Origin of the sequence: Microbacterium sp. LB12 (genome assembly GCF_037150835.1) — a bacterium.
GTDB lineage: Bacteria > Actinomycetota > Actinomycetes > Actinomycetales > Microbacteriaceae > Microbacterium.
Map to the genome: position 1 here is coordinate 159,077 of NZ_JBBCPF010000003.1, position 13,391 is coordinate 172,467.

At 67.9% G+C, this 13,391-nt stretch carries 10 protein-coding genes and 1 pseudogene; 1 reads left to right on the plus strand and 10 read right to left on the minus strand.

Annotated features, from left to right (window positions below; genetic code table 11):
- Positions 1-29: 29 nt before the first annotated feature.
- From WFM69_RS07770 to WFM69_RS07780, 3 genes are read right to left on the minus strand one after another with little or no spacing between them, the layout of a single operon-like run.
- Entirely contained in the window at positions 30-938 is a 909-nt protein-coding gene (locus WFM69_RS07770; RefSeq protein ID WP_337003328.1) for a carbohydrate ABC transporter permease, read from the minus strand.
- A complete protein-coding gene (locus WFM69_RS07775; protein ID WP_337003330.1) occupies positions 928-1,833 on the minus strand; it encodes a carbohydrate ABC transporter permease in 906 nt (301 codons plus the stop codon). The genes WFM69_RS07770 and WFM69_RS07775 overlap by 11 nt, the downstream gene beginning before the upstream one ends.
- Before the next feature lie 42 nt (positions 1,834-1,875).
- Positions 1,876-3,135 (minus strand): ABC transporter substrate-binding protein, encoded by a 1,260-nt coding sequence (locus tag WFM69_RS07780; protein WP_337003332.1) that lies wholly within the window; start codon positions 3,133-3,135, stop codon positions 1,876-1,878.
- A gap of 205 nt (positions 3,136-3,340) precedes the next feature.
- Here WFM69_RS07780 and WFM69_RS07785 point away from each other — a divergent pair, with 205 nt between their 5' ends.
- On the plus strand, positions 3,341-4,492 hold the full coding sequence (locus WFM69_RS07785) for an ROK family transcriptional regulator (protein ID WP_337003333.1): 1,152 nt from the start codon (positions 3,341-3,343) through the stop codon (positions 4,490-4,492).
- A 19-nt stretch (positions 4,493-4,511) separates the two neighbouring features.
- On the opposite strand, the gene WFM69_RS07790 is transcribed toward WFM69_RS07785, so the two are convergent.
- From WFM69_RS07790 to WFM69_RS07820, 7 genes and pseudogenes are all read right to left on the minus strand, one after another.
- Positions 4,512-5,786 (minus strand): alpha-L-fucosidase, encoded by a 1,275-nt coding sequence (locus tag WFM69_RS07790; protein ID WP_442928368.1) that lies wholly within the window; start codon positions 5,784-5,786, stop codon positions 4,512-4,514.
- A 94-nt stretch (positions 5,787-5,880) separates the two neighbouring features.
- A pseudogene (ilvC, locus tag WFM69_RS07795) lies at positions 5,881-6,951 on the minus strand (ketol-acid reductoisomerase); the annotation flags it as partial.
- A gap of 35 nt (positions 6,952-6,986) precedes the next feature.
- A complete protein-coding gene (ilvN, locus tag WFM69_RS07800) occupies positions 6,987-7,496 on the minus strand; it encodes an acetolactate synthase small subunit (RefSeq protein ID WP_017830816.1) in 510 nt (169 codons plus the stop codon).
- Positions 7,497-7,499: 3 nt separating this feature from the next.
- The gene (locus tag WFM69_RS07805; RefSeq protein ID WP_337003338.1) at positions 7,500-9,302 is read right to left on the minus strand and encodes an acetolactate synthase large subunit; all 1,803 of its coding nucleotides are present in this window, start codon (positions 9,300-9,302) and stop codon (positions 7,500-7,502) included.
- Between the two features lie 51 nt (positions 9,303-9,353).
- Entirely contained in the window at positions 9,354-11,075 is a 1,722-nt protein-coding gene (gene ilvD, locus WFM69_RS07810; protein ID WP_337003340.1) for a dihydroxy-acid dehydratase, read from the minus strand.
- A gap of 9 nt (positions 11,076-11,084) precedes the next feature.
- The gene (gene otsB / locus WFM69_RS07815; protein WP_337003342.1) at positions 11,085-11,882 is read right to left on the minus strand and encodes a trehalose-phosphatase; all 798 of its coding nucleotides are present in this window, start codon (positions 11,880-11,882) and stop codon (positions 11,085-11,087) included.
- 51 nt (positions 11,883-11,933) lie between these two features.
- Positions 11,934-13,340 carry an alpha,alpha-trehalose-phosphate synthase (UDP-forming) gene (locus WFM69_RS07820; RefSeq protein WP_337003344.1) on the minus strand — a complete coding sequence of 469 codons (1,407 nt, stop codon included), beginning with the start codon at positions 13,338-13,340 and terminating at the stop codon, positions 11,934-11,936.
- Positions 13,341-13,391: the final 51 nt, after the last annotated feature.

The following is a 13,391-nucleotide window of genomic DNA, read 5'->3' on the forward strand; positions in this document are numbered from 1 at the left end:
GGTCGTCCCCTGTTCCTGACCGATCATGCTCAACGGCCGCCCAGTCCTGCCATCGCGATGCCCTTGACGAGGTGCTTCTGCAGCACGATCACCAGGATCGTCGTCGGCACCATCGAGATGATCGCCGCAGCCATCTGCAGGTCCCAGCGGGTGCCGGTGAGGCCGGCGAAGCTGGCGAGTCCGACCGGGAGCGTGCCGTGCGCGTTGTAGTCGACCGTGACGATGAGCGGCCACAGGTAGCTGTTCCAGAACGACAGGAACGTGAACACCGCGAGCACGGCGACCGCCGACTTCGACAGCGGCAGGATGATCTGCAGGAACGAGCGCACGGGACCTGCGCCGTCGACGCGGGCGGCCTCTTCCAGCTCGTACGGGATGCCGCGGAAGAACTGCCGCATCAGGAACGTACCGAACGCGCCGAACGCGAACGGGAGCACCAGCGCCTGGTACGTGTCGACCCAGTTGAACCACTGCATGACCTGGAACATCGGGATCACGAGCACCTCGGCGGGCACCATGAGCGTCGCGAGGAACAACACGAACACGGCGTCGCGTCCCTTCCAGCGCAGGCGCCCGAACGCGTAGCCTGCGGTGGTCGACACGATCAGCACGACGAGCGTGCCGAGGATCGCGACGATGAACGAGTTCATGATGTACGTCAGGAACGGCCCGTAGGCGAAGACGTCGACGAAGTTGCTCCACCGCACCTCCGAACCGACGAGGGTCGGCGGCATCGAGAACATCTCCGAGTTCGGCTTGAGTGCCGAGAAGAACGCGTAGACGAGGGGCGAGATGAAGATCAGCGCGGCGAGGTAGATCGCGACGTGTGCGAGGACCAGCCTGACGCGAGCGCCGGGGGTGGTGGCGGCGCCGCGTGCGCGCTCGCGCTCGGAGCGGGTGGTGCGGCCGGCGGGCCGGACGAGGGTCTCAGTGCTCATAGTGCACCCACTTCTTCTGCGCGGCGAACTGGAGCCCGGTGATCGCGATGATGATCGCGAACAGGATCCAGGCGGCTGCGGCGGCGAGGCCGAGGTCGCCGAAGGTGAATCCCTGCTCCCAGATGTACATGACGAGCGGCTTCGTGGCGTTGCCGGGGCCGCCGCCGGTGAGCATCTGCGGCTGCACGAACACCTGCAGCGAGGTGATCATCGTCATGATGGTGGCGAAGAAGATCGACGGCGAGATCATCGGGATGATGATGCTCCACACGCGTCGGAAGCCCCGTGCGCCGTCGATGCTCGCGGCTTCCAGCACGCTCTCCGGCAGCTGCTCGAGAGCGGCCGAGAAGATGAGCATGTTGTAGCCGAGGCCCTGCCAAACGCTCATCACGACGACCATGATCATGGCCCAGGACGGGTCGGCGAGGAAGTTCGGCAGCTCGATGCCGAACCAGCTCTGCGAGAGGCCGTTGAACAGCCCCTGCGGCTGCAGCATCATCTTCCACACCAGCACGTTCGCGACCATCGGGGTCACGACGGGGATGAAGAAGAGCACGCGCAGGGCGCCTCGTCCGCGGATGCGCGAGCCGAGGCCGAGAGCGAGCACGAGCGAGAGAGCGACACTCAACGGCACGTACAGCAGCGTGTACACCGCCGAGTTGCGCAGCGCGGGCCAGAAGTCCGGGCTGCTGGTGAACAGCTTGACGTAGTTGTCCACCCCGTTGAAGGTCCGCTCGCCGAAGGTCGGCCAGTCGAAGACGCTCATCACGATCGAAAGGCCCACGGGCACGATCGTGAACAGGGCGAGCCCGATCAGGGCGGGGCTTGCGAACCCCAGCGCCTGACCGGCCTCCACCTTGGCGAGCGATCGTCGACGTCTCGTCGTGATCGTCATCTCAGTTTTCTTTCTCTGTTACCGCTTGTGGCCGAAGCCGGATCACTCGCCGAACTGCGCCTGGGCGTTCGACAGCAGCTCTTCCATCGTCATCTGGCCGTTGTAGACGCTGACGAGGTTGGGCTGGATGTAGCTGTCGAGCTTCTGCCAGTTCTTGGTCATGTACAGCGGCACGGTGTCGCCGAAGGCGGCCTCGAACACGGACTGCACCTGGTCGCGGTACTGCTCGTCGATGGACTCGAAGTACAGCGGCTGCGACGAGGTGCGCGCCGGGTAGGAGCGGCCGGACGACGCGATGTAGTCCTGCGCGTCCTCGCCGAGCAGCGAGCCCATGACCTTGAGCGCGGCCTCGGGGTTCTTGCAGTTGGCCGAGATGCCGTAGCCGGAGCCGAGGATCGGGCCGGGGTTGCCGTCGACGCCTGCGGGCAGCGGGACCATGCCGGCCGCGAAGCCGGACTCGTTGTTCAGGTAGCTGACCGCGTTCCAGGTGCCGTCGACCGCCATGGCGGCGTTGGCGCCGGTGTACTGGTTCTCGCCCCAGCCGGTGTCGGACGCGGAGGCCACCGGAGCGGCGACCTTCTTCTCGGTCACGAGCCCTGCGTACCAGGAGGCAGCATCGACGAACGCCTTGTCGTCGATGTGCAGGGTGCCGTCTTCGGTGGCCGGCTGCGTCGCGGCGTACGCGATCGGCATCGACATCCACTGGTAGCCGCCCATGCCCATGCCGAAGCCGTACTTGCCGTCCTTCGTCGCGTCGGCGGCGATGGTGTCGAAGTCGTCGAACGTCCAGCCGATCTCCGGCGTGGCGGCGCCCGCCGCGGTGAGCATGTCCTGGTTGTAGTAGACGAGCATCGTGGCCACGTCGAACGGCACGCCGTAGACCTTGCCCTCGAAGCTGAGGATGCCGTCGGCGCTCGGGTTGAAGTCGGCCCAGTCGATGCCGGCCGTCTTGAGGTCGGCGTCGCTCAGCTCGCGGAAGCCGCCCGTGTACCCGCCCAGCTGCGCACCGCTCATGCCGGTGACGCAGGCCATGTTGCCGCTGGCCATGTTGGTGGTCAGCTTCGTGAAGAAGTCGCTCCACGGCGACGTCTGCAGCTTGATCTTGATGTCGGGGTTCTGCTCCTGAGCGAAGGCGACCTGCGCCTCGAGGGCGTCCACGTCGGACTCGCTGCCCGCCCACATGTCGACGACGATCGTGTCGCCATCGGCCGAACCACCGTTACCGCTGCTGCTGGCGCAGCCGGTCATCGCGACTGCGACGCCGGCGACGGCGACCACAGCCCCTACACGCAACTTCTTCATTGAATGCCTCCTGGGAAGGGAACAGGTTACTTCGCGGGTCGAAACAACCTAGTAGGATTTCGTATGAAGTTACCGTTTCATACTTCGCAAGTGGCCGCAAGCTGAACATCCGATGTTTATCGGAGCTTGATAATTCGTAACTCCCGGGAAACATGCCCATCCCCCGCTACGCTGACGACAGCTCCGACCAGGAAAGTGCTCTCCCATGACGAACACCGCTGACACCACCGTCGACGACCCGCACACCCGGCGGATCCTCGACCTCGTCGCCCGCGGCGAAGCGCGTTCCCGCTCCGAACTCGCCGCGTCGCTCGGTGTCGCCGCGTCCACGGTCGGCCTCCGCGTGCAGTCGCTCCTCGACGCCGGGGTGCTCCGCGAGGCCGGCGACGGCACATCCCGCGGCGGACGTCGTCCCCGGGTGCTCCAGATCGCGGCCGACGGCATCGTGCTCACCGCCGACCTCGGCGGCGGTCATGCCCGCATCGGCCGGCATTCCCTCAGTGGCGCGCTCCTGGACAGTCAGTCGATCACGGCCGACGTGACGGAAGGCCCGGAAGCCACTCTCGATCGCATCGGCGTGGTGTTCGACCGCTTCGCCGCCGATGCCCGCGTGCACGCGATCGGCATCAGCCTGCCCGGCCCCGTCGACATCGCCACCGGGTCGGTCGACCAGCCGTCGCGCATGCCCGGATGGCCGGGGTTCCGCGTGGGCGATCATCTCGCCGCGCGCTACGGCGTGCCGGTCGCGGTCGACAACGACGCCAATCTCGCCGCCCTCGGCGAGCATCGTGAGCGGTTCGGACACACCGGCCACAGCATCACGGTGAAGGCCGGCACCGCCATCGGCAGCGGGATCATCGTCGACGGACACGTGCACCGCGGTGCGACGGCCGCCGCCGGCGACATCACCCATACCCGCATCGACGGCAGCGGCGACATCCCCTGCTCGTGCGGCAACACCGGCTGCCTCGAGACCGTGGCCAGCGGCGCCAGTCTCGTGCGGCAGATGCGCGAGCGCGGCAACGAGACGGTGCGCACCACGACCGATGTGCTCAGCCTGGCGCGTGACGCCGACCCGCTCGCGACCACCCTGGTGCGCACCGCAGGAACCCACCTCGGCCAGGCACTGTCCGGCGTGGTGAACTTCTTCAATCCGCACGCCGTGTTCCTGACCGGCAGCATGAGCGCATCGGAGCCGTTCATCGCCGCCGTCCGCAGCCGCGTCTACGAGGCGTGCCACCCCCTCGCGACGCAGCGCCTGCGCATCGAGGCCGCGACGACCGGTGCGGACGCGATCCTCCACGGCGCGGCGCGCCTCGCCCTCGAGGGCATGGACATCCCCGTGGCGACGGCCTGAGCCGCCGCCACGGCCGGAATCAGTCCTCGATCAGGGTCAGTTCGACGACCGGGACCAGCACCTCGGGACGCCGCACCGGCAGATGGACGGTGAGGGTTCCCTCGGCCTCGCCCGCGGGCGTCATCAGGTCCGCCTGACGCTCGGGATCCGACACGCTCGTCTGCAGCCACGAGCCGTCGTTCAGCAGACGGGCGTAGGAGACCTTGCCGGCGAGCTCCGGGAGGTGCACGAAGCCCATCGGCCAACTGAACAGGCTCAGGTACAGCTTGTTCCCGCGCCGCGTGTACACGCCCTCCCGCGGCGGCGTGAACGCCGTGTGCCCTGCGCCGATGACGGCACCGCGGTGCAGCCGCATCCACTCGCCGATCTCCGCCAGCGTGCGCGCATCGCGCGGGGCGATCGCTCCTCGTCCGTCCGGGCCGATGTTGAGCAGCATGTTGCCGCCCATCGACACCGAGTCGACGAGCATCTGCACGAGGAGAGTGGCCGACTTCTGGTCGGTGTTGTCGCGGTGATAGCCCCACGAGCCGTTCAACGTCTGGCAGGCCTCCCACGTCAGCGGCACGCCGTCACGCATGATCGGCGCGGTGGGCTGATACTGCTCCGGGGTCACGAAGTCCGCCGGGATCCCGAGGCGGTCGTTCACCAGCATGTTCGGCTGCAGCTCGCGGCACAGCGCCAGGAGCGCTTCCGCATCCCAGTCGTCCGGTCCCTTGCCTGCCCACCCCTCCTTCTCCTCGGGATACGTGAAGTCGAAGAAGAGGTAGTCGATCTCGCCGTACTCGGTGAGCAGCTCGCGCACCTGCCCGTGGAGGTACTCGCGATACACGGCCATGTCACGGCCGACGTTGAGCGCGTGGGCGTTCTCGTCGTCACGACGCGGGTGATTCCAGTCGACCGTGAAGTCGGGGTGATGCCAGTCGATCACCGAGTGGTAGAGGCCGACCTTGATCCCCTCGGCCCGCAGCGCCTCGACGTACTCGCGCACGAGGTCGCGCCCGACGTTCGCCACCGAGGTGAAGTCGGTGAGCTTGGAGTCCCACAGGCAGAAGCCGTCGTGGTGCTTCGTCGTGAGCACCACGTAGCCCATACCGGTCTCCTTCGCGGTGCGCGCGAGGGCGGTGGCGTCGAAGAGGTCGGGGTCGAAGTGCTCGAAGTACTGCCGGTAGTCCTCGTCGGTGAGGCGCTCGTAGTTCTGCACCCACTCGTGTCGTGCGGCCCCGCTGTAGAGGCCGAAGTGGACGAACATGCCGAAGCGGGCGTGATCAAACCATTCCTGTCGCATGCGTCCCATCCTGGCATAGACATCGGATGTCTGTTGCGGATTTTGGAGACGGATACGAAGAACGGGCGCCCCCAAGGGGACGCCCGTTCTTTCGACAGTCGAATCAGCGCGCGGCGCTGCCGTCGATGTAGTCCTCGTCCTGCTGCTTCCAGGCGAAGAGCGAACGCAGCTCCTTGCCGGTCACCTCGATCGGGTGCTGCTCTTCCTTGGCGCGCAGCGCGAGGAATTCCTCCGCACCGTTGTCCTGGTCGTCGATGAAGCGCTTGGCGAATGCACCCGACTGGATGTCTGCGAGCACGCCCTTCATGCTCTCCTTGACGCGCTCGTCGATGACGCGCGGGCCCGAGACGTAGTCACCGAACTCCGCGGTGTCGGAGATCGACCAGCGCTGCTTGGCGATGCCGCCCTCCCACATCAGGTCGACGATGAGCTTGAGCTCGTGCAGCACCTCGAAGTACGCGATCTGCGGCTGGTAGCCCGCCTCGGTGAGCGTCTCGAAGCCGGCCTGCACGAGGTGGCTCACGCCACCGCAGAGGACAGCCTGCTCGCCGAACAGGTCGGTCTCGGTCTCTTCTGTGAAGGTCGTCTTGATGACGCCGGCGCGCGTGCCGCCGATGGCCTTCGCGTACGAGAGGGCGAGATCCCAGGCGTGTCCCGAGGCGTCGCGCTCGACGGCGATGATGTCCGGGATACCACGGCCGGCGACGAACTCGCGACGGACCGTGTGGCCCGGAGCCTTCGGAGCGACGAGGATGACGTCGACGCCCTCGGGGGCGTCGATGTAGCCGAAGCGGATGTTGAAGCCGTGCGCGAAGGCGAGGGTCTTGCCCGCCGTCAGGTTCGGCGCGATGGACTCGCTGTAGATGATGCGCTGGTGCTGGTCCGGCGCGAGGATCATGATGACGTCGGCCCACTCGGTGGCCTCGGCGACGGTCTTGACCGGGAAGCCGGCCTCCTCGGCCTTGGCGGCCGACTTGGAGCCCTCCTTGAGGGCGATCGCGACCTCGACGCCCGAATCGCGCAGGTTCTGCGCGTGGGCGTGACCCTGCGAGCCGTAGCCGACGATCGCGACCTTCTTGCCCTGGATCAGGGACAGGTCTGCGTCGGCGTCGTAGAAGATCTCGGTGCTCACGGTGTGTTTCTCCTTGTTCTTTGCGTTTCGTCTGGTTTCGCGCGCTCGGCGAGCGGCGAGAAGTGGTCAGTTGCTGGTCAGCCGCGCAGGACGCGCTCGGTGATGCTCTTGCCGCCGCGCCCGATGGCGAGGAGACCCGACTGCGCGATCTCCTTGATGCCGAACGGTTCGAGCGCACGCAGCATCGCGTCGACCTTGCCCTTGTCGCCGGTGACCTCGATCACGAGCGCATCGGAGGCGTAGTCGACCACGGAGGCGCGGAAGAGGTTCACCACCTCGATCACGTTCGAGCGCGTGGCATTGTCGGTGCGCACCTTCACGAGCATGTGCTCGCGCTGCACCGACGTGGCGAAGTCGAGCTCGACGATCTTGATCACGTTGATCAGCTTGTTGAGCTGCTTCGTGACCTGCTCGAGCGGGAGCTCGTCGACATCGACGACGACGGTGATGCGGGAGATCCCCGGCACCTCCGTCACGCCGACGGCGAGGGAGTCGATGTTGAAGCCGCGACGGGCGAACAGGCCCGCGACACGGGTGAGGAGGCCGGGGGTGTTCTCCACCAGGAGGCTCAGCACGTGGGTCGACATGGATCAGTCCTCCTCGTCGAACGCGGGCGCGTGATCGCGCGCGTACTGGACATAGCTGTTGCTGACTCCCTGCGGGACCATCGGCCACACCATGGAGTCGGCGCTCACGACGAAGTCGATGACCACCGGGCGGTCGTTGGTCTCGAGCGCGAGCTGGATGGCGGCATCCACCTCGTCCTCCTTCTCCACGCGGATCGCGAGGCAGCCGTAGGCCTCGGCGAGCTTCACGAAGTCGGGGATGCGGATCGTGCCATGCCCGGTGTTGAGGTCGGTGTTCGAGTGGCGTCCGTCGTAGAACAGCGTCTGCCACTGGCGGACCATGCCCAACGAGGAGTTGTTGATGATCGCGACCTTGATCGGGATGTTGTTGATGGTGCAGGTAGCGAGCTCCTGATTGGTCATCTGGAAGCAGCCGTCGCCGTCGATCGCCCACACGGGACGCTCGGGCTCGGCGACCTTCGCGCCCATCGCCGCGGGCACGGAATAGCCCATCGTTCCCGCGCCGCCCGAGTTCAGCCAGGCGTTGGGGCGCTCGTACTTGATGAACTGCGCGGCCCACATCTGGTGCTGGCCGACGCCGGAGGCGAAGATGCCCTCGGGGCCGGTGAGCTCACCGATGCGCTGGATCACGTACTGGGGGGCGAGAAGACCATCGGTCGTCGGTGCGTAGCCGAGCGGGAACTCGGTGCGCAGCCCGTCGAGGTACGACCACCACTCCTCGATGTCCGGCTTGCTCTCGGCCGTCGCACCGCGGAAGGCGGCGTCGAGGTCGGTGAGCACGTCGCGCACATCGCCGACGATCGGCACGTCCGCCGTGCGGATCTTCGAGATCTCGGCCGGGTCGATGTCGACGTGCACGACCTTCGCGTTCGGGGCGAACAGCGCCGCCTTGCCGGTCACCCGGTCGTCGAACCGCGCGCCCAGCGACACCAGGAGGTCGGCCTCCTGCAGCGCCAGTACAGCAGGAACCGTGCCGTGCATGCCGGGCATACCCAGGTGCTGCGGGTGCGAGTCGGGGAACGCGCCCCGCGCCATCAGCGTGGTGACGACCGGCGCACCGGTCGACTCCGCGAGCTCCAGGAGCTCGGCCGACGCCTTGCCGCGGATCACTCCGCCGCCCACGTACAGCACGGGCTTCTTGGCCTCCGCCAGCAGCGTCGCCGCAGCCTGGATCTGCTTGCCGTGCGCCTTGGTCACCGGACGGTATCCGGGCAGATCGATCTTGGGCGGCCACACGAAGGGTGCCGTCGCCTGCTGCGCGTCCTTCGTGATGTCCACCAGCACGGGTCCGGGGCGGCCGGTCCCCGCGATCTCGTAGGCGGCGGCGATCGCGCCCGGGATGTCGGCGGCATCCTTCACGAGGAACGAGTGCTTGGTGATCGGCATCGTGATGCCCACGATGTCCGCCTCCTGGAACGCATCCGTTCCCATCAGCGTCGAGAACACCTGACCGGTGATCGCCAGCAGCGGGACGGAGTCCATGTAGGCGTCGGCAATCGCTGTGACGAGGTTGGTCGCACCGGGACCGGAGGTCGCGATGCACACGCCCACCTTTCCGGACGCCGACGCGTACCCCTCGGCCGCGTGTCCTGCCCCCTGCTCGTGACGCACGAGGATGTGGCGCAGCTCGGACGCGTCCATCAGCGGGTCGTAGACCGGGAGGATGGCACCGCCGGGGAGACCGAACACGTCGGTCACGCCGAGCAGCTCGAGCGAGCGGACGACGGCCTCGGCGCCGGTGATCTCCGGTGCACTGGTTTGACGGGCGGGCGGCCTCGGCACGGCCGGGGCGGTGTCAGCAGTCATGACACTCCTTCTGATGATCTCTGGAGGACGCCGGATGCCTGTGCATCCGGATCAGCCGGTGGTCGCTCCCTCGGCGGCGGACCGCACGAGGCGCGAGTACTTGGCAAGAACGCCTCGGGTATAGCGCGGGGGAAGCGGCTCCCAGCCAGAGCGGCGGGAGGCGAGCTCTGCCTCATCGACGAGTAGATCGAGAGAGCGAGCTGCGATATCGACCCGTATCAGATCACCATCGCGCACGAAGGCGATGGGACCTGCGTCCACCGCTTCGGGTGCTATGTGGCCGATGCACAGGCCGGTTGTGCCGCCTGAGAATCGTCCGTCAGTCAAGAGTAGTACATCTTTTCCGAGCCCCGCGCCCTTGATGGCCGCGGTGATCGCGAGCATCTCGCGCATACCCGGTCCGCCCTTGGGCCCTTCGTAGCGGATCACGATGACCGTGCCCGGCTCGATGGTGCCCTCGGCGACGGCATCCATGGCGGCGCGCTCACGCTCGAACACGCGGGCAGGACCCTCGAAGACGGCGGCGTCGAAGCCGGCGGTCTTGACGACGGCACCCTCGGGAGCAAGCGAGCCGTGCAGGATCGTCAGGCCGCCGGTCGCGTGGATCGGGTTGTCGAAGGTGTGGATGACCTCGCCGTCGATCGGCTGCGGGTCGAGGTCGGCGAGGTTCTCGGCGAGCGTCTTGCCCGTGACGGTGAGCGCGTCGCCGTGCAGCAGTCCCTCGTCGAGCATCGCCTTCATGATCACGGGGATGCCGCCGTGACGGTCGACGTCGTTCATGACGTACTTTCCGAACGGCTTCATGTCGGCCACGTGGGGCACTTTGTCGCCGATGCGGTTGAAGTCGTGCAGGTTCAGCTCGACCTCGGCCTCGCGCGCGATCGCCAGCAGGTGCAGCACGACGTTGGTCGAGCCGCCGAGAGCCATGGCCAGCGCGATCGCGTTCTCGAACGCCTCCGGGGTGAGGATGTCGCGGGTCGTGATGCCCTGACGGAGCAGGTTCACGACGGCCTCGCCTGAGCGGTGGGCGAAGTAGTCGCGGCGGCGGTCGGCCGCGGGCGGAGCGGCCGAACCGGGCAGGCTGAGTCCGAGCGCCTCGGCGACCGACGCCATGGTGTTGGCGGTGTACATGCCGCCGCAGGCGCCCTCACCGGGAGCGATCGCGCACTCGATGCGCTTGAGGTCCTCTTCGCTCATGAGGCCTGCTCGGCACGCGCCGACGGCCTCGAACGAGTCGATGATCGTGACGTCCTTCTCGGTGCCGTCCGACAGCTTCACCCAGCCGGGAGCGATCGAGCCCGCGTACAGGAACACGCTCGACAGATCGAGGCGGGCGCTGGCCATCAGCATGCCGGGGATCGACTTGTCGCAGCCGGCGAGCAGCACGGAGCCGTCGAGGCGCTCGGCCATCATCACCGTCTCGACGGAGTCGGCGATGACCTCGCGCGACACGAGCGAGAAGTGCATGCCCTCGTGGCCCATCGAGATGCCGTCCGACACCGAGATCGTGCCGAACTGGAGCGGGTATCCACCCCCGGAGTGCACGCCCTCCTTCGCGCCCTGGGCGAGCCGGTCGAGGCTCAGGTTGCAGGGCGTGATCTCGTTCCAGCTGGAGGCGATGCCGATCTGCGGCTTGTCCCAGTCCGCATCACCCATGCCGACCGCGCGGAGCATGCCGCGGGAGGTCGTGGCCTCGATGCCGTCGGTGACGACGCGGCTGCGGGGCTTGATGTCGATGGGCGCGCTGGAGGAGGGAGCATCATGCGAGGACATGACGAGAGTCTATTCCTGCGCGGAGGCCCGTTCGTCCGCGAGCGCCTCCAGAAGCGCGGCGATCTGTTGTGGAGAGTCCACACGCAGGGTCGCGGCGCTCTCCCCCGGGCCGACGCGCACACCGAGGTCGCCCGGCTGCAGCACGCGCATCGCGTCCTCGTCGGTGACGTCGTCGCCCGCGAACAGGATGCCGGTCGCATCGAAGCGCTCCCGCAGCGCCGCCATCGCCGCATCCTTGCCCTCCGTGCGCGAGGAGAACTCGAGCACGCGATGCCCGGAGCGTCGCCGCCAGTGCGGGAAGCGCTCGGCGACGAGCGCATCGATCTCGGCGAACACGCGCTCCTCGGTCTCGCGGTCGGCGCGCCGCGTGTGCACGCCCATCCCGAACGTCTTCGGCTCGAACTCGGCACCCTCGTAGCGCTCGATGATCGGCCGGGCGGCGGCCCAGAGCGCTTCCCGCGCCCCTTCCTCGGTAGCCTCGCCGGTCGCGTCGGCATCGCCCTCGCCGGGGAACCAGTACTGCGCGCCGTGAGAGCCGGCCAGCGCGATCGGGGACTCGTCGGTGTGCTCCGTGATCACCCGCAGGTCGTGCATGCTGCGCCCCGAGACGTACGCGACGACCGTGTCGGGCAGGCCGGCGAGCCGCTCCACCTGCACGGCGACCTCGGGCAGCGCCCGCGCGGCCATCGGATCGGCGACCAGCGGCGAAGCCGTCCCGTCGAAGTCGAGGGCCACCACGAGCCGCGGTGTGGCGGCGAGGGCGCTCAGGTCGGCGTCAGCGGTTCCGGGGGTCCAGGGGCGCGTCACAGGTACTCCAATCAGAGGGGGTCGCTCCCAGTATCGCGGCCGCGGCGGATGTCAGCGGCCACGCACCTCGGAGAGCGCGGCGAGGAACGACGACGACCAGGCGTTCACGTCGTTGTCCAGCACCCGGCGACGGAGCGACCTCATCCGGCGCCCCTGTTCGGCCGGCGGCATCTCGACCGCGGTCATGATCGCGTCCTTGAGCCCCTCGATGTCGTGCGGGTTCACGCGCACCGCCTGCCGGAGCTCATCCGCCGCGCCGGTGAACTCGCTCAGCACCAGCACGCCGCGATCGTCGACGCGGGTGGCGACATACTCCTTGGCGACCAGGTTCATCCCGTCGCGGAGCGCGGTCACGAGCATCACGTCGGCCGCGAGGTAGAGCGCGACCATCTCCTCGCGCGGGAATCCCTGATGCAGGTAGCGGATCGCGGAGTGGCCCATCGTGTCGGTGTCGCCGTTGATGCGGCTGACCGCGAGCTCGATCTCGTCGCGCAGGTGCACATACGCGTCGACGCGCTCCCGACTGGGGCTCGCCACCTGGACCAGGGTGACGTCCTCGACGTTGAGCCGCCCCTCGGCGAGCAGCTCGCCGTAGGCCTTGATCCGGTGGCGGATGCCCTTGGTGTAGTCGAGCCGGTCGACCCCGAGGAGGATCCGTTTCGGGTTTCCCAGGCTGGCGCGGATCTCGGCAGCGCGAGCGCGCACGTCCTCCCGAGCGGCGAGCTCCAGGTACGGCTCGGTGTCGATCGAGATCGGGAACGCGCGGGCCATCGCGGTGCGCACGCCGTCTCCTTCGGGCACCGCGACGTTCGGTCCCTTGACGTCGTAGCGCAGCCGACGACGCACAGCGGTGAGGAAGTAGGTGGCGTCCTGGGCGCGCTGGAAGCCGATCACGTCGGCACCCAGCAGCCCGCGCAGCACCTGGTCCCGCCAGGGCAGCTGTGCGTACAGGCCGTGCGCCGGGAAGGGGATGTGGTGGAAGTAGCCGATGGTGACGTCGGGGCGTAATTCGCGCACCATCTGCGGAACGAGCTGCAGCTGGTAGTCGTGCACCCACACGGTGCCGTCGGGAGCAGCCGCGGCAGCAGCGGCCTCTGCGAAGCGACGGTTCACGGTCACGTAGGCGTCCCACCACTCCCGGTGGTACTGGGGCGGGGCGATCACGTCGTGGTACAGCGGCCAGATCGTGTCGTTCGCGAAGCCCTCGTAGTACTCGGCGACCTCTTCGGCGCTGAGCGGAACCGGGATCAGGTGGATGCCGTCGGCGTCGAACGGCTCCAGCTCGACATCGGCCTGGCCGGGCCACCCCACCCAGGCGCCGTGCACGTTCCGCATCATCGGCTCGAGGGCGGCGACCAGCCCGCCGGGTGACGTGCGCCAGATCTCCTCGCCGTCGGGGCCTTCCACCCTGTCGACAGGCAGACGGTTGGCGACGACGACGAACTCTGCTGCGGCCACGAGGGCTCCTCCCGGGGGTTTTCTCCAGGCTATCGAGGAACCCGCGATCGC